Genomic DNA, 17,649 nt, shown 5'->3' with positions numbered 1-17,649 from the left:
CGCGCTGCGCCCCCACCACAGGATTGAAACGATGAGCCAACTGTCCCCCCTGCTGATCGAACTGGGCACCGAAGAGCTGCCCGTGAAGGCGCTGCCGGGCCTGGCCCAGGCCTTCTTCGACGGTGTTGTCGATGGCCTGCGCAAGCGCGGTGTCGAACTGGAACTGGGCGATGCGCGCCCGCTGTCCACCCCGCGCCGCTTGGCCGTGCTGCTGCCCGGCGTGGGCCTGGAACAGCCCGAACAGCGCAGTGAAGTGCTGGGCCCATACCTGAACATCGCGCTGGATGCCGAAGGCCAGCCGACCAAGGCCCTGCAGGGTTTCGCGGCCAAGGCCGGGATCGACTGGACCGCACTGGAAAAGACCAGCGACAACAAGGGTGAGCGCTTCGTGCACCGTGCGGTGAGCCCGGGCGCACGCACCGCTGCGCTGCTGCCGGAGATCCTGCGCGAGGCGATTGCCGCCATGCCCATTCCCAAGCCGATGCGCTGGGGCGACCACGACTGGGGCTTCGCCCGCCCGGTGCACTGGCTGGTGCTGCTGCACGGTGCCGACGTGGTCGACGCCGAGCTGTTCGGCCTGAAGGCCGACCGCATGAGCCGCGGCCACCGCTTCCACCACGACAAGACCGTGTGGCTGAGCCAGCCGCAGGACTACGTGGAATCGCTGCGCGCGGCCAAGGTGCTGGTCGACCCGGCCGAGCGCCGCGAGCGCATCGTGGCCGAGGTCGAGGCCGCGGCAGGTACCGCCGGTGGCAGTGCGCGCATCACCGAAGACAACCTGGAGCAGGTGGTGAACCTGGTCGAGTGGCCGTCGGCCGTGCTGTGCAGCTTCGAGCGCGCGTTCCTGGCGGTGCCGCAGGAAGCGCTCATCGAGACGATGGAGATCAACCAGAAGTTCTTCCCGGTGCTGGATGAAAGCGGCAAGCTGACCGAGAAGTTCATCGGCATCGCCAACATCGAATCGAAGGACGTGGCCGAAGTGGCCAAGGGCTACGAGCGCGTGATCCGCCCGCGTTTCGCCGATGCCAAGTTCTTCTTCGACGAAGACCTGAAGCAGGGCCTGGATTCGATGGGCGAGGGCCTGAGGACGGTGACCTACCAGGCCAAGCTGGGCAGCGTGGCCGACAAGGTGGCGCGCGTTTCCGCGCTGGCCGAGGTGATCGCGCCGCAGGTCGGTGCCGATCCGCTGCTGGCCAAGCGTGCCGCGCAGCTGGCCAAGAACGACCTGCAGTCGCGCATGGTCAACGAGTTCCCCGAGCTGCAGGGCATTGCCGGCCGCCACTACGCCGTGGCCGGTGGGCAATCGCCGGACGTCGCGCTGGCCATCGACGAGGCCTACCAGCCGCGCTTCGGTGGCGATGACATCGCGCTGTCGGCGCTGGGCAAGGTGCTGGCGATCGCCGAGCGCGTGGACACCCTGGCCGGCGGTTTCGCCGCAGGCCTGAAGCCGACCGGCAACAAGGACCCGTTCGCCCTGCGCCGCAACGCGCTGGGCCTGGCCCGCACCATCATCGAGAGCGGCTTCGAGCTGGACCTGCGCGCGCTGCTGGCCAGCGCCAACGCCGGCCTGGCCGCGCGCAACGTGCAGGCCGACGTGGGCGAGCTGTACGACTTCATCCTCGACCGCCTGAAGGGCTACTACAGCGACAAGGGTGTGCCGGCCACGCACTTCAATGCGGTGGCCGAATTGAAGCCGGCCTCGCTGTATGACTTTGACCGCCGCCTTGACGCAATCGGCACGTTCGCCGCGTTGCCGGAGGCTGAAGCTCTGGCCGCGGCCAACAAGCGCATCCGCAATATCCTCCGCAAGGCCGAAGGCGACATCCCGGGCCAGATCGATGCGTCGCTGCTGCAGGAAGACGCCGAGCGCGCGCTGGCCGAGGCGGTGACCGCGGCCATCGACGATACCGGCGCCAGCCTGCACCACAAGGACTACGTGGCCGTGCTGGCGCGCCTGGCCCGCCTGCGTCCGCACGTGGACGCGTTCTTCGATGGCGTGATGGTCAATGCCGAAGACCCGGCCCTGCGGGGCAACCGCCTGGCCCTGCTGACGATGCTGGGCGAGCGCCTGGGCAAGGTGGCGGCGATCGAGCATCTGTCGAGCTGACGGGTGGATAGGTAGGTAGCGCCGGGCATGGCCCGGCACTACCCATATCGTGCAGGTGACGCGCACAAAGCTGCGCATTTTGACTGCCACTTAACAACCGATCCCGATTCGCGCGCTGCATTTCGCATCGTCACGCGCGGTCGGTATGCTGTGCCGCATGCAGCCAAAGAACTACGCCCTGCCCCTGGTGCTCCTGTCCTTCGCCGTGGCCTCGTCCGCCCACGCACGCGGCACCATCGACAAGGTGGAAATCAAGGGATTGGACAAGGGCGACGACGCCGAGATGATCGAGAACATCGAAGTCTCGCTGTCGCTCTATGAAACCATCGGCAAGGAACAGGGCGAATCGCGCTTGGAATACCTGCTGTCGCAGGCCGAGCGGCAGACCCGCCAGGCGCTGGAACCGTTCGGGTACTACAACCCGGTGATCACCGTGGAAGCGCCCCGCCAGGACGAGCACCTGCAGGTGGTGATCCATGTGGAAAAGGGGCCGCCGGTGACCGTGCGCCGCGAGCACATCGACATCACCGGCCCGGCCACCTACGACCAGTACCTGCAGGATGACCTGGCCGCGTTCAAGCCACGCAAGGGCCAGCGCTTCGAACACACCCAGTACGAGGCCAGCAAGATCACCATCACCCGGCGCCTGGCCGAGCGCGGCTATTTCGATGCCGACTACACCCAGCGCCAGGTGCAGATCACCCGGGCCGACAATGCGGCCGACATCGACCTGACCTGGGACAGCGGCCGCCGCTACAACATGGGCCCGGTGCGCTTCGAGCAGGACTACTTCGTCGACAGACTGTTCGATCCGCTGGTGTACTGGGAACAGGGCAGCTATTTCCACGAGGGAAAGCTGGACCGCCTGCGTGAATCGCTGACCAAGCTGGATTACTTCAGCGTGATCGACATCCAGCCGCGCCCGGACCAGGCCGATGGAAATGGCGAGGTGCCGATCGATGTGAAGCTGACGCGTGCCAAGCGCACCATCTACACCGCCGGCCTGAGCTACGGCAGTGAAAGTGGCGCCGGTGTGCGCGGTGGCGTGGAGCGGCGGTTCCTGAACAGCCGCGGCCACAAGATGAACACCCAGCTGGACTATGCGCAGAAGCGCAAGAGCCTGATCAGCACCTACCGCATTCCGGCGTTCAAGTGGCTGGACGGCTGGTACGGGCTGACCGCCAGTGCCTATGACGAACAGACCGACTACATCGATCTGCGCAACTTCAAGCTGATCGCCAGCCGCAGCGGCGAGATCAACGAGCACTGGACCGCCATCGCCTCGATCAACGCGCTGCGCGAGCGCTGGCGCTACGCCTCGGGCACCGAGTTCACCGATGCGGTGTACAACACCTCCACGCTGGTCTACCCGCAGCTGGTGGCCGACTACGTGAACGTGGATGACGAACTGTTCCCACGCAGCGGCCTGAGCGGCAGCGCGACCCTGCGCGGCGGCGTGGAGGGTGCCGGCTCGGACACCAGTTTCGTGCAGGCCAACCTGCTGCTTCGCTGGTACATCCCGATCGGTGAGAGCAACCGCCTGATCCTGCGCGGTGAAGGCGGTACGACCTGGACCAGCGACCTGGTGGCCATGCCGCCCAGCCTGCGCTTCTTCGCCGGTGGCGACCGCAGCATCCGCGGTTACGCGTTCCGCGAAGTCGGCCCGCGCACGCCGGCGCCGGACAAGTACGCGCTGGGTGCGAAGAACCTGGTGATCGGCTCGGCCGAGTACGAGCACTATTTCAACGGCGGCCCGTGGGGCGCGGCGGTCTTTGTCGACACCGGCAGCGCGTTCGACAACACCATTGACCTGCACACCGGCGTGGGCTTCGGCGTGCGCTGGAAATCGCCGGTGGGCCCGCTGCGCGTGGATATCGCGCACGGCCTGAACAATCCGGATTCGCAGTTCCAGCTGTACCTGAACATCGGAGCGGACCTGTGAGCGCGCCAACGCCGAATCCGCCTGCAGGCAACCCGCCGCCGCGCGTGCGTTTCTACCGCCGCCGCCGTTTCTGGGCGTGGTCGGGCGTGGGCGTGCTGGGCCTGGTGCTGCTGGCCCTGCTGGCGGTGTACTGGCTGCTGCAGACCGTGGCCGGCCGCGATGTGCTGCTGGCACAGGTGGTGGCACGGCTGCCGGTGGGCGCCAGTTTCACCTGGGACAAGGTGGACGGCCCCGTCGCCGGCCCGCTGACCCTGTACAACGTCGATTTCCGCTACGACGACATCCATTTCCACGCCGAGCGTGCGCACCTGGAACCGGACCTGCGCCCGTTGCTGGGCCGCAAGCTGCTGCTGGACCGGCTGGAACTGACCAACGCGACCTTGAACCTGGCCAAGAGTGACGAGCCGTTCGAGCTGCCGTCGTGGCCCGATTCGCTGCCGCAGATCGAGATGCCGCTGGCCATCCAGGCCGATGCCATCGCGATCGATGGCTTCCGCATCACCCAGGCCAACGAGCCGCTGATCGACATCGCCCGCGTGCGCGGCGGCATCGAGATCGCCAATGGCGAGTTCCAGGCCCGGCAACTGGTGGTGGACAGCGATCTGGGCGATTTCACTGCGCAGGGCCGCTACATTCCGGCCAAGGATTACGACACCGACGTGACCGTGACGGCGGTGCTGCCGGCCCCGCGCGGGCGCACGGCCGCCACGCTGGGACTGGTGGCACGCGGCAACCTGGCGCACATGGAAGTGGGCGTGGCCGGTCGCGCGCCGAAGCCGCTGCGCGCCATGCTGGTGTTCGACGGCCGTACCGATCCGACCTGGAGTGCCAGCGTGCGCAGCGATGAGCTGGATCTGGCACTGCTGTCGCCGGCGCTGGCCGCATCGGCCATCGCACCACTGTCGCTGGACTTCACCGCCACGGGCAAGGGCGGCCACGCCAACCTGCACGGAAGGCTGAAGCAGGGCGCGCAGGACCTGGAACTGGCACCGTCGGTGGTGTCGCTGGAAAACCAGGTGCTGAAGGTGTCGCCGCTGGTGCTGAAGGCGTTCGGCGGCGAAGCACGCCTGCAGGGTACCGCCGATTTCAGCAACCCGGACCAGCAGACCCTGAATTTCTCCGTGATCGCCAGGAACCTGACCTGGGTGCCCGAGGCTGACCCGAACACCGCCGGCAGTGCGCCGGTGCCGGTCACGCTGCAGGAAGCGCGCTTCGGCCTGGCCGGTACGTTGAAGGCGTGGGCGGCGATCGGCCGTGCGCAGATCGAGCGCGAGCAGAAGCGCGCCGACCTGCGCTTCGACGTGCGCGGCAATGACCAGTCCGCATCGATCCGCGAACTGGTGGCGCAGACCCCGGGTGGCCAGTTGCAGGTGGAAGGCCAGGTAGCCTGGGCGCCACAGCTGGACTGGGATGCCAAGGCCAGCCTGAGGGACTTCGATCCGGGCTACTTCCTGCCGGGTTGGGACGGTCGGCTGTCGGGCAACCTGGCCTCGAAGGGGCGCCAGATTCCGCCGCCGGCCAGCGCGGCGGCCGGCACGTCCCCCACGCTGGAAGCCACCGTCGATCTGCCTGCGCTGAAGGGCATGCTGCGCCAGCGCAACGTGGATGCGAAGGGCAAGTTCGCGCTGCAGGGTGCGCAAGGGCAGGGTGAACTGGCGCTGGCGATCGGCAGCAGCCGGGTCACCGCCAAGGGCAAGGTGGGCGACCGCCTGGACATCGATGCGCGCTTCGAGCCGTTGCAGCTGAGCGATCTGCTGCCTGGCGCCGACGGTGGCCTGCGTGGCCAGGTGCAGGTAAGCGGTCCGCGCGATGCGCCCGACATCCGTGCTGATCTGGTGGGCAACAACATCAACTGGGATGGCTACGGCGCGCAGAGCCTGAGCATCCAGGGCAACCTGCCGTGGCGTGGCGACGCCGGGCGGCTGTCGATCCAGGGCCAGCAGGTCAACGCCGGCATGCTGCTGGAACGCCTGGCCATCGATGCGCAGGGCAGCGTGTCCAACCTGCGCCTGAGCGCGCAGACCCACAACGAACTGGGCGCGATCGACCTGCAGGGCAGCGTGCGCCAGCAGGGCGAGCAATGGCGCGGTGAACTGTCCAACCTGCGCATCGCGCCGGTGAAGGGCGATGCCTGGGCGTTGCGTGCACCTGCCGCCTTCGCCGTGAACGGTGGCACCTACACGTTGGCCGAGGCCTGCCTGGCAGCAGCCACTGGCGGCGCCCTGTGCGCGCAGGCCAACTGGCCGCGCGAAGGGCTGGTGGTACGCGGTGATGCCTTGCCGCTGTCGCTGGTGCAGCCGTGGTTGCCGCCGCAGTCGGGGCGCCGCATCTACCTGCGTGGCGAACTGACCCTGGATGCGCAGATCCGCCCGCGCGGCAATGCCTGGGAGGGCCACGTGGAAGTGCGCTCGCCGGAAGGTGGCGTGCGCCTGGGCGAGAACCGCAACACCGGCACTGGCGCCAATGCCAACCGCGGTGAACTGGCGCGCTACGACCAGTTCTCGGTGAAGCTGGACATGACCCCGGCCAGCATCAAGGGCTACCTGGGCCTGGGCTTCCAGGGCAATGGCTTCGTGGACGCGAAGTTCCAGACCGGTTGGGAACCCAGCGCGCCGTTGAACGGCGAGTTGTACCTGAACATGTCGCGCCTGTACTGGCTGGAACTGTTCTCGCCGGACATCGTGCGCCCCACCGGCTTGATCGAAGGCCATGTGAGCCTGCGCGGCACGCGTGGCCAGCCGTCGCTGGGCGGCGACGCGCAACTGAGCAACTTCAAGGGTGAATTCCCGGCGCTGGGGCTGACCCTCGACCAGGGCAAGGGCAGCTTCATCGCCCAGCCCGATGGCTCGGCCAAAATCACTGCACAGGCCAATTCGGGGCAGGGCACGCTGTACGTGGACGGCGGCCTGTCCTGGTTCGGCGATGCGCAGCCGCTGCAGCTGAAGATCCATGGCGAGAACGTGCTGGTGTCCAACACCAGTGAGCTGCGCATCATTGCCAACCCCAACCTGGACTTCACCCTGGCCAAGGCGGCGATGGAACTGCGCGGCACGGTGCACGTGCCCGAGGCTGACATCGACCTGGAACGCCTGGACCGCGGCACGTCGGTGTCCGAAGACGTGGTGGTGCTGGACCCGGCAGACCCGGAAGAGTCGCGCACTTCGCCGCTGGACATGGACCTGACCGTCAGCCTGGGCGACAAGGTGAAGATGACCGGTTTTGGCTTGAAGGGCGCGCTGACCGGCAAGATGCAGGTGTGGGCGCGACCGGGCCGCGAGATGACCGCCAATGGCGGCCTGGAAGTCAGTGGCCGCTACAAGGCCTATGGCCAGGACCTGACCATCACCCGCGGCAACCTCAACTGGAATTACAACGCGGTGTCGGACCCGCGCATCAACATCCGCGCCGAGCGCCGCATTGGTGACGTTACGGCGGGCATCGATGTGACCGGGCGCGCCCAGCAGCCGCGCGCCGATGTCTGGTCCGATCCGGCGATGTCGCAGTCCGAGGCGCTGGCTTACCTGGTGCTGGGCCGCAGCCTGACCAATGCCAGCAGTGACCAGACCCAGCAGGTGACCGCCGCCTCGGCCGCGCTGTCGGCCGGCAGCGGCCTGCTGGCCTCGCAGCTGGGTGCCAAGCTGGGCCTGGACGATGCCGGGGTCAGCCAGTCGCGCGCGCTGGGCGGTTCGGTCATCGGTTTCGGCAAGTACATTTCACCCAAGCTGTACGTGGGCTACGGCGTGTCGATGGTCGGCAGCGGTTCGGTGCTGACGCTGAAGTACCTGCTCAGCCGCGGCTTCGACGTGGAAGTGGAGTCGAGCACGGTGGAGAACCGTGGTTCACTGAACTGGCGCCGGGAGAAGTAGTAGCACCACGCCCGGCGTGGCTGCACCGGGCCGGGATCAGAGCACTGTCAACGACAGGGCTCTGATCCTGGGGTTTCATCCCGTGGCGCGAAGCAGCTGGCGGTGACGGAACAGGTCCATGCTCCACAGCAGCAGGGCGCCCAGCAGCGCCGGTACCACGCTGAGCACGGACAGCAGGACCAGGGTGGACATCGGCCCGGACATGCCAACGGGCTGGCCGCACCGCACCCGCAAGCGAACCCAGGCGGCGACCAGCACTGTCCACGCCAGCAGCCAGCACAGCGGCAGCAGCCACAGCGAAAGCGAGGGCGCCCACAGGTACACGGCGATACCGGTAGCGGCCAGGGCCACGCAGGCGATCGGCAGGGCCAACCAGCGCACGCGGGAACGCGGCCCGGGCGATGATTCGGGCGCGCTCTGCCAGACAAACAGGTAACGCACCCCAATGGCGAACAGCGTGCCCAGCAGGGGGGCAAGTGCGGCCGCACCCAGCACCAGCGCGATGCGTTGCCCACTCGACAGCGCAGGCAGCAGATCGGTACCCAGACGGGTGGTGAGCAGCACCAGCAGTGCCACCACCGGCAGCACCAGGCTTGCCAGCAGTGCCCGCAGCAACGCCAGCTGCGCCGAGATGCCGTGCGCCTCGCTGCTGGCACCGGCCCAGAACCGGGCCTGGCCCGGGTCGATACCGGGCGGCAGCGCGTGGCCGGGTTGGCAACCCAGCACGTCCATCAGGGCCGCGGCCTGGCGGGGCACCCGCAGTGGCAGTGCGGACAGCAGGTTGCGCAGGTGCGGGCGCGGTTCACGCAGCTGCTGCAGGCGCGTGGCCGCGTCATCGTGGCTGGTCCAGCGCCCGCCCTGTGCCTCGATCTGCTGCGCCAGTGCATCGGCCTGCGCGGGCAGCTGCAGCCACGCCTGCCAGGCATGCTGGGCCAGTTCCCGCAGTTCGCGTGGCGCCAGCCCGCAGCCCACTTCGTCCCAGCCGAATGCCTGGTACAGCGTCGCCACCTCGGACAGGTTCATGGCCGCACGGCGGTCGCGCAGGGCCTGCAGCACCAGCGCCGCCAGCGCATCGCGTTCGTTCAGTGACCAGTGGCTGCGCAGTTCCTGCACGTAGACCGCGAACGGCTGCGGATCGGTGGCTCTGGCACGGTCCAGCACCTCTGCGCAGACCCGCTGCAGATCCGGCGGCGCCGCGCCCTGGGTGACGTCGTGCAGCCGATCCTGCGACGGCGCGGAGGTGGCCGCCGCCGCTGCCTCGCCCGCTGCCACGGCGCGGCAGTGGGCCAGCGCCTGCGCATACGCCTCCTGCAGCTGCTGGAACGCCATCGGGTCCTGGTCCGGACGGTTCTGTTTCAGCGCCTGCGCATAGGTCTGCTTGAGCGCACGTTCGTCGCCGCTGCCGGCGACCTGCAGCAGATGTTCAAGGATGTTCATGGTGTGCTCTCCAGCTCGTCCATGGCCGTATGGAAGCGTTGCCGCACCGGCTCGATCAGCGCCGGGTCCTGGGTGTCGAGGGTGGTGCGGAACTGCACGATCCAGGCCTGCAGGGTCGGGCGCAGGCCGAGATGCTGTTCGTACAGGCGCTCGGCCCGGGTCAGTACGGCCAGGTTCTGCTGCTGCTCGCGGGGGTGCATCTTCAGTGCCTGCAGGCTGGCCAGGCGCTGGGCAATCTGTGCGGGATCCAGCAGCCCCGGGTTCTGTTCGATCACCTTTTCCATGCGCAGGCCGGTGGCCATTTCGGTCGCTTCCACCTGCAGCAGCCCATTCACGTCATAGGTGAAGCGCACCCGCGCGCCGCTGTTCCTGCGGCCCGGCGCCAGCGGCAGGACGATCTCGCCCAGCTTGATGTTGTTCGCGGCCATCGGGCTCTCGCCCTGGTAGATTTCGATGTGCAGGTTCGGCTGCCCGTCCTCGGCCGCCAGCACAGGCGCCTCGCGGCTGGTCGGTACCGCCGCGTTGCGTGGAATGATCGGATGGAAGTGACCTTGCTGCAGACTGTGCTGGGTGGCAATGCCGACCTTGATGCCCAGCGTGTACGGGCAGACATCGGTCAGGACCCTTTCCTCCAGTGCTTCATCGCGTGCCTTCATGCCGGCGGCAACCGCTGCCCCCAGCGCCACCGCCTGGTCTGCCGGGACATGGCGCAGGGGCAGGCGGCCGAACAGCCGGGTCACCAGCCGGGTGGCCATCGGCATGCGCATGGCCCCGCCCACCAGCACGATGTCATCCAGATCCGATGGCGACAGTCGTGCGTCGCGCATCGCCCGTTCAATCGGCGCACGCATGCGCTGCAGCAGCGGTTCGGCCAGGCCCGCGAACGTCGCTTCATCGATCTGCCAGTGCAGTTCGCGGCCGTCCAGCAGGATCTGCAGCTGCGCGGTGCCGTGCTGGCCGAGGTCACGCTTGAGCCCTTCCAGGCGCTGGCGCAGGGTGGCCGCTTCGCGCGGGGCGAGGTAACGCAGGTCGATGCGGTGGTGGCTGCAGAACGCGGCGACCAGCACGTCCAGGAAGTCTTCACCGCCGAGGACGTTGTCACCGGCACTGGCGTGGACCTGGACCACCCCGTCGAACAGCTCCAGCAACGAGACGTCGAAGGTGCCACCACCGAGGTCCAGCACCAGCACGCGCCCTTCCGCCTGCCGATCCTGCACGCTGTACGCCAGGGCGGCGGCGGTGGGCTCGTTGACCAGCCGTTCCACGCGGATGCCGGCCAGTTCACCGGCCACACGGGTGGCCTTGCGCTGGGCGTCGGAAAAGTACGCCGGCACGCTGATCACCGCTTCTTCGATGCGCGTGCCCAGGGCGGCCTCTGCATCGGCCAGCAACGAGCGCAGCACCAGCGCCGACAGCTCTTCCGGGCGGAAGCCGCGGTGGCCCAGCCGGACGTCGCGGCCGGTGCCCATCAGGCGCTTGAAGCCGGCCACGGTCAGCCCCGGGTGGGTCACCAGGCGGTCGCGGGCAGGTCTGCCAACCAGCACGCGGTCGCCGTCAACGCTGACCACCGAGGGGGTCAGCAGCTCACCGTGGGCATTGCTGAACAGTGTCGGGCCCTCGGCGCGATGCACGCCGATCAGCGAATGCGTGGTACCCAGATCGATTGCTGCAATCATCGGTCCCTCCGTGGATTCCGAACCTGATTCTAGCCAGCGGCCATGCTCCCTTACCATCGGCCGTTGCCCCGGCCTGCCCCAGCGGCTATGGTCCCCGGCTGTTCTGTATTGCCGGAGTGCCGATGTCTGCCCGCAAATCTCTTCCCGCCGCCCTGGCCCTGGGCCTGACCCTGGCCGCCGGTGCCCATGCCGATGAGGGCATGTGGATGCCGACCCAGCTGCCCGATCTGGCCAAGCCGCTGCAGGCTGCAGGTTTCAAGGGCGATCCGGCCGACCTGGCCAACGTGACCGCGCCGCCGTTGAGCGCCGTGGTGCGTGCCGGCGGCGGTACCGGTTCGTTCGTCTCGGCAGACGGCCTGCTGCTGACCAACCATCACGTCGCGATGGGGGTGATCCAGTACAACAGCTCGCCCGAGCACAACCTGATCGACAACGGCTTCATCGCCCAGGGCCGCGCCGATGAGCGCCCGGCCAACCCGGATTTCCGCGTGCTGGTGACGGTCGGCTTCGACAAGGTGACCGACCAGGTGCTGGCCCAGGCCCGTGGCAAGACCGGCCGCGCGTATTACGACGCGGTGGATGCGGCCAGCAAGCAGATCGTGGCCGAGTGCGAGAAGACCGGCAACGTGCGCTGTTCGGTGGCCAATATGTACTACGGCACCGATTTCTACCGCATCGCGCAGCTGGAACTGAGCGACGTGCGCCTGGTGTACGCACCGCCGCGCGCGATCGGCAACTACGGCGATGAGATCGACAACTTCATGTGGCCGCGCCACACCGGCGATTTCACCCTGCTGCGTGCCTACGTTGGCAAGGATGGCAAGCCGGCCCCGTACAGCAAGGACAACGTGCCGTACCAGGCACCGGCGCACCTGCAGATGTCGGTGGAAGGGCCGAAGGAAGGCGACTACGCGATGCTGGCCGGCTACCCGGGCATCACCTACCGCCACCGCACGGCTGCCGAATTCGCCGGGCAGATCGACGCGGTGCTGCCGCGCCGGGTGTCGCTGTTCCAGCAGATGATCGACACCATTGAAGCGGCCACCGCCAACGACGCTCAGGCGCGTACCCGCTACGCCTCGCAGCTGCAGTCGCTGAAGAACAACCGCAAGCGCGCCGCCGGCGAACTGGAAGGCCTGCTGCGCAGTGATGCCAAGGCCCAGCGCGCCGCCGACGAGACCGCCATGCTGGCTGCCACCGACCGGCGCTACCAGGGGGACATCAAGGCACTGCTGGGCAACCTGTCGCAGGGTGCGGCGGTGGGCGAGCGCGACCTGCTGCTGGATCAGATGGCCCTGCAGACCCAGCTGCTGCGCTCGGCGCTGCTGCTGGAACGCCTGCGCATCGAATCGGCCAAGCCGGACGCGCAGCGCGAGACCGGCTTCCAGCAGCGCGACCAGGCGATGATCGAAGGCGTGCTGAAGCAGGTGCAGCGCCGCTACGCACCGGAGGTCGAGAAGGCCCTGCTGACCCGCCTGCTGACCCGCTACCAGCAGCTGCCGGACGCGCAGCGCGTGGCCGAGTTCGACACCGCCTTCGGCCGAACCCCGCAACAGCTGGCCAAGGCCCTGGACGGCCTGTATGCCGGCACCCAGCTGGGTGACGAGGCACAGCGCCTGAGCCGCTTTGCCGCCGCCCGCGAAGGCAAGGCCCTGGCCGCCGATCCGCTGATTGCCGTGGCCGGTCCTCTGGTGGCCGCGCAGCTGCGCATCGAAAACGAAAGCAAGACCCGCGAGGGCGAGCAGCTGCGCCTGCGCCCGGCGTACATGCAGGCGCTGTTCGCCTGGCGGGCCAAGCAGGGCCGCGCCGTGTACCCCGATGCCAACCGCACCCTGCGCATCAGCTACGGCAAGGTCGAGGCACTGCACCCGCGTGATGGCGTGACCTATTCGCCGGTGACCACCGTGGCCGGCATCGTCGAAAAGAACACCAACGCCTACCCGTTCGATGCGCCCAAGCCGCTGCTGGCGGCCATCGCCAAGGGCGATTTCGGCAGCACCGCCGACCCGGCGCTGAAGACCCAGACGGTCAACTTCCTGACCAACCTGGACACCACCGGAGGCAACTCCGGCTCGCCGGTGCTCAACGCCAAGGGCGAACTGATCGGCCTGAACTTCGACAGCAACTGGGAATCGGTCAGCGCCAGCTGGTGGTTCGACCCGCGCTTCAAGCGTGCCGTGCACGTGGACATGCGCTACCTGCGCTGGCTGCTGGCCAAGGTCTACCCGGCGCCGGAGCTGCTGAAGGAAATGGGCGTGCCGGCGGAGTAAGGCCGGTTGCTGGTGGGTGCCCACCTCCTTTGGTGGGTGCCCACTGTCCACCTCTTCTGGTGGGTGCCCACTGTTAGTGGGCACGGATGCCCCGTCACGACCAACGGTCGTGACCTACCCTCCCGCCCAACGGTCGTGATCTACTGGCCCCTGTCCTGACGGAAACGCGCGCGTGGTCTCCAGCTGGATCCTGCTGCTGGTCTCGGTTGCCTATGCCGCGCTGCTGTTCGGCGTGGCGTGGTGGGGTGACCGACGGCCCATGTACCCCGACCGCCCGTGGCTGCGGCCGGTGGTCTACAGCCTGGCACTGGCTGTCTACTGTTCGTCGTGGACCTTCTACGGTGCCGTCGGCACTGCCGTGCGCAACGGTGTGGGCTACCTGCCGATCTACATCGGCCCGTTGCTGCTGCTGCTGTTTGGCTGGCGCATCATCGAGCGGCTGGCGCTGATCGCACGCAGCCAGAACGTGGTATCCATCGCCGATTTCATTTCCTCGCGCTTCGGCCGCTCGCGGCGGCTGGCCGCGCTGGTGGCGATCATCGCCCTGATCGGCATCGTTCCGTACCTGGCCCTGCAGTACAAGGCCGTGGCCATGAGCCTGCAGGTGCTGACCGGCAACAGTGGCCCCACTGGCTTCTTCACCGATCCGGCGCTGTACGTGGCGCTGTTGATGGCCCTGTTCGCCACCCTGTTCGGCACCCGCCAGGTCGACGCCACCGAGCACCACCACGGCATGATGCTGGCCATTGCCTTCGAATCAGTCATCAAGCTGTGCGCGATGCTGGCGGTGGGTGTGTTCGCCTACCTGTGGCTGAGCGACCGCAGCGAGGCGGTGGTCGCCTCGGTGCATACGCTGTTCACCGGGTTGCCGCCGGTGGGCTTCATTTCCCAGACCCTGCTCAGCTTCCTGGCCATCATCTGCCTGCCGCGCCAGTTCCATGTGGCGGTGGTGGAGTGCGGCGATGTGCGCGACGTGCGCCGCGCGCGCTGGATGTTCGGCGGCTACCTGGTGCTGATCTCGGCCATGGTGCTGCCGATCGCCACCGCCGGCGTCAGCCTGTTCGGTACCGGTGGCAGCGTGGCTGACGATGCGATGGTGCTGGCGCTGCCGCTGGCCGAAGGGCGCAACGCGCTGGCCCTGATCGCCTACGTGGGCGGTTTTTCGGCGGCCACCGGCATGGTCATCGTCTCGTCCATCGCACTGGCCACCATGGTCAGCAACGACCTGGTGATGCCGATCCTGCTGCGCCGCAGTGGCGACCACCAGGAAGCAGCCGACGTTGCCTCGCGCGTGCTGTGGATCCGCCGCCTGGCGATCCTTCTGCTGGCGTTGATGGCGTACAGCTACTACCGCAGCAGCAGCAACGACAGCACCCTGGCATCCTACGGCCTGATGGCGTTCGCGGCGGTGGCGCAGTTCGCGCCGGGCCTGATTGGCGGCCTGTACTGGCGGGGCGCCAGCCGCCGCGGCGTGGAAGCGGGCATGCTGCTGGGCTTCGCCACCTGGCTGTACACCCTGTTGCTGCCGGCGATGACCCTGGCCGGCTGGGTGGATGCCGCCTGGGTGCAGCACGGCCCGTTCGGCATCGACTGGCTGCGCCCGCAGCAGCTGTTCGGCATGACCGGCTGGGACCCGCTCACCCATGGCACCTTCTGGTCGCTGCTGGTGAACGCGGCCACGATGATGCTGGTGTCCGCGCGCTGGCGGCCCGGCGTGGACGAACGCCTGCGCGCCGCCCCGTTCCTGGACCCCTACGCCGAACGGCCGTCGGTGGCCGGTGGCTGGCCCGGCCATGTGCACGTGGGTGACCTGCTGGCGCTGGCCTCGCGCGTGGTGGGCGAACGCCATGCGCGGCGTTCGTTCTTCGAACAGGCACAGTCGCTGGGCCGCGAACTGCAGTCGTCGGCACCGGCCGACCGACCATGGGTGCAGTTCACCGAGCGTCTGCTGGCCGCCTCCATCGGTGCGGCCTCTGCGCGCCTGCTGCTGACCAGCCTGCTGCGCGGTTCGGGCATGGACCTGGGCGAAGTGGTTGCGGTGCTGGACGAAGCCGGGCAGGAGCTGCGCTTCAACCGCGAGATTCTGTCCACCACCCTGGAAAACATCAGCGCCGGCGTCAGTGTGGTTGACCCGGACATGCGCCTGACCGCATGGAACCGCCGCTACCAGGACATGTTCGGCTATCCGGACGGCATGCTCTACGTCGGCCGACCGGTGGCCGACCTGATCCGCTACAACGCCGAGCGCGGCGAGCTGGGCGAGGGCGATATCGAAGTGCAGATCAACCGCCGCATCGGCTACATGCGCGCCGGTTCGCCGCACGTGTTCGAGCGCACCCGCAGCGATGGCAAGGTGATCGAGATGCGCGGGCAGGCGCTGCCCGGCGGTGGCTACGTCACCAGCTACAACGACATCACCGACTACAAGCACGCGGAAAAGGCCCTGCTGGAAGCCAACGAAACGCTGGAACAGCGCGTGGCCGAGCGCTCGCACGAAGCCGAGGTCGCGCAGCAGTCGAAGACCCGCTTCCTGGCGGCGATCAGCCATGACGTGCTGCAGCCGCTGAACGCCGCGCGCCTGTTCGCCTCGGCACTGCGCGACAGCGACCACGTGAGCGATGAGCAGAAGCATCTGGCCGAGCGCGTGGATGCCTCGCTGCGCGCGGCCGAAGAGCTGCTGGATGGCCTGCTGGACGTGTCGCGGCTGGATGCCGGTGGCCTGCACCCGGTCATCGGCGAGTTCGATGTCAGCGCGCTGATGCGCGAGCTGGCCGCGCAGTACACCCCGGTAGCGGCGGGGCGTGGCCTGCGCCTGGATCTGTTCGCGCGCACCACCTGGGTGCGCAGCGATCGTCGCCTGCTGCGCCGCGTGCTGCAGAACTTCCTGGCCAATGCCCTGCGATACACCCGCCAGGGCCGCATCGTGCTGGCCGTGCGCCAGCGCGGCGATGAAGTGGAACTGCAGGTGTGGGACACCGGGCCGGGCATTCCCGAGCACCACATGCGGCAGATCTTCGATGAATTCCACCGCTACCAGCAGCCGTTTGACTGGGGCGAGCAGGGCCTGGGCCTGGGCCTGTCGATCTGCCAGCGCATCTCGCGCCTGCTGGACCATCGCTTGAACGCCCGCAGCCGGGTCGGCAGCGGCTCGATGTTCTCGATCATCCTGCCGCGGGTGGCACCGTTGCCGGGCTACACCGAACCGGCCACTGCGGTGGCCGCGGCCGCACCCACGGTGCGCAGCGATTCGCTGGCCGGACTGCGCGTGCTGTGCGTGGACAACGACGAGGAGATCCTGGACGGCATGCGCGCGCTTCTGGGCCGTTGGCAGGTGCAGGTGATCACCGCCTCCACCGTGGACCAGGCACTGCAACGCATCGCCGAGCGTCCGCAGGTGATGCTGGTGGATTACCACCTGCATGACCGCATGGATGGCCTGGATGCGCTGGTGGCGCTGCGCGAGGCTGCAGGCTATCCGCTGCCGGGTGCATTGCTGACCGCCGATGGTCGCGACGAGTTGAAGCGGATGGCTCGCGAACGCGGCTACCGCGTGCTGACCAAGCCGATCAAGCCCGCTTCGCTGCGCGCCTTCCTGGGCGCGCTGCGCGATGCAGGAACGTCACCGTAAATCCACGCCATGCGTGGATCCGGTAGGTGCCAACCTTGGTTGGCACGCTGCGGGACTGCATGCCCGGCGGTCACGATAACCCACGCGTTACGCGGCGCCGTGCAGGTGCTCGTACAGGATCGTCGAACCGATGATGATCAGGATCACGCCGCCGATGATCTCGGCGCGCTTGCCGACCATGCTGCCCAGCGCACGGCCGAGCATGATGCCGGCGGTGACCATCGTCAGCGTGCACAGGCCGATCACGGCCGCCATCACGCCGATATGCACGTCCATGAAGGCCAGGCCGATGCCCACCGCCATGGCGTCGATGCTGGTGGCGAAACCGGTCAGCGCCAGCTTCCAGAAGCCGTGGTGCTGCGAGGAGTCTTCCTCTTCGTCATCGCCGTCCGGGCGCACACCGTTGATGATCATGTGCACGCCCAGTGCCAGCAGCAGGCCGAACGCGATCCAGTGGTCGAAGGCTTCCACGTACTGCAGGGCAGCGCGGCCGAGCAGCCAGCCGATGATGGGCGTGATCGCCTCGATGACACCGAAGATGATGCCGGCGCGCAGTGCATCGCGGAACACCGGCCTGCGCATGGCCGCACCCTTGCCGATCGCGGCAGCGAAGGCATCGGTGGACATGGCAAAGCCGATCAGGAGGATCGAAACAGGAGACATGGGCGGCATCTGAAGGTCGGGCAGGGACGAACGCACGGCTCGCGTTCGCGCCCAACCTGA

The 17,649-nt window shown here is 68.0% G+C and carries 8 protein-coding genes; 5 read left to right on the top strand and 3 right to left on the bottom strand.

Annotated elements, in window-relative coordinates:
* Positions 1 to 31 precede the first annotated feature (31 nt).
* The 3 genes from glyS (at position 32) to RTY46_RS08490 (ending at position 7,915) form a co-directional block, all read left to right on the top strand.
* Positions 32 to 2,107, top strand: coding sequence for a glycine--tRNA ligase subunit beta (gene glyS / locus RTY46_RS08500; protein ID WP_312707767.1), 2,076 nt, complete (start codon positions 32 to 34; stop codon positions 2,105 to 2,107).
* Positions 2,108 to 2,252: 145 nt separating this feature from the next.
* Positions 2,253 to 4,049, top strand: a complete 1,797-nt coding sequence (locus RTY46_RS08495; RefSeq protein WP_312707766.1) for an autotransporter assembly complex family protein — start codon at positions 2,253 to 2,255, stop codon at positions 4,047 to 4,049.
* Entirely contained in the window at positions 4,046 to 7,915 is a 3,870-nt protein-coding gene (locus RTY46_RS08490; protein ID WP_312707765.1) for a translocation/assembly module TamB domain-containing protein, read from the top strand. Before RTY46_RS08495 ends, RTY46_RS08490 begins: the two co-directional genes overlap by 4 nt.
* Positions 7,916 to 7,990: 75 nt before the next feature.
* On the opposite strand, the gene RTY46_RS08485 is transcribed toward RTY46_RS08490, so the two are convergent.
* Positions 7,991 to 9,352: a hypothetical protein gene (locus tag RTY46_RS08485; protein ID WP_312707764.1), complete on the bottom strand. Its 1,362-nt coding sequence runs from the start codon at positions 9,350 to 9,352 to the stop codon at positions 7,991 to 7,993.
* On the bottom strand, positions 9,349 to 11,028 hold the full coding sequence (locus RTY46_RS08480; RefSeq protein ID WP_312707763.1) for an Hsp70 family protein: 1,680 nt from the start codon (positions 11,026 to 11,028) through the stop codon (positions 9,349 to 9,351). The genes RTY46_RS08485 and RTY46_RS08480 overlap by 4 nt, the downstream gene beginning before the upstream one ends.
* Positions 11,029 to 11,150: 122 nt before the next feature.
* Here RTY46_RS08480 and RTY46_RS08475 point away from each other — a divergent pair, with 122 nt between their 5' ends.
* Entirely contained in the window at positions 11,151 to 13,298 is a 2,148-nt protein-coding gene (locus RTY46_RS08475; protein ID WP_312707761.1) for a S46 family peptidase, read from the top strand.
* A gap of 172 nt (positions 13,299 to 13,470) precedes the next feature.
* On the top strand, positions 13,471 to 16,926 hold the full coding sequence (locus tag RTY46_RS08470; RefSeq protein ID WP_312707759.1) for a PAS domain-containing hybrid sensor histidine kinase/response regulator: 3,456 nt from the start codon (positions 13,471 to 13,473) through the stop codon (positions 16,924 to 16,926).
* 87 nt (positions 16,927 to 17,013) lie between these two features.
* Here the strand turns inward: RTY46_RS08470 and RTY46_RS08465 are convergent, their stop codons facing one another.
* Positions 17,014 to 17,589 (bottom strand): manganese efflux pump MntP family protein, encoded by a 576-nt coding sequence (locus tag RTY46_RS08465; protein ID WP_312707757.1) that lies wholly within the window; start codon positions 17,587 to 17,589, stop codon positions 17,014 to 17,016.
* Positions 17,590 to 17,649 lie beyond the last annotated feature (60 nt).

Origin of the sequence: Stenotrophomonas sp. (genome assembly GCF_032056425.1) — a bacterium.
Lineage (GTDB): Bacteria > Pseudomonadota > Gammaproteobacteria > Xanthomonadales > Xanthomonadaceae > Stenotrophomonas.
The sequence above is the reverse complement of the archived record's forward strand: the minus strand, read 5'-3'. Positions and strand labels throughout refer to the sequence as shown.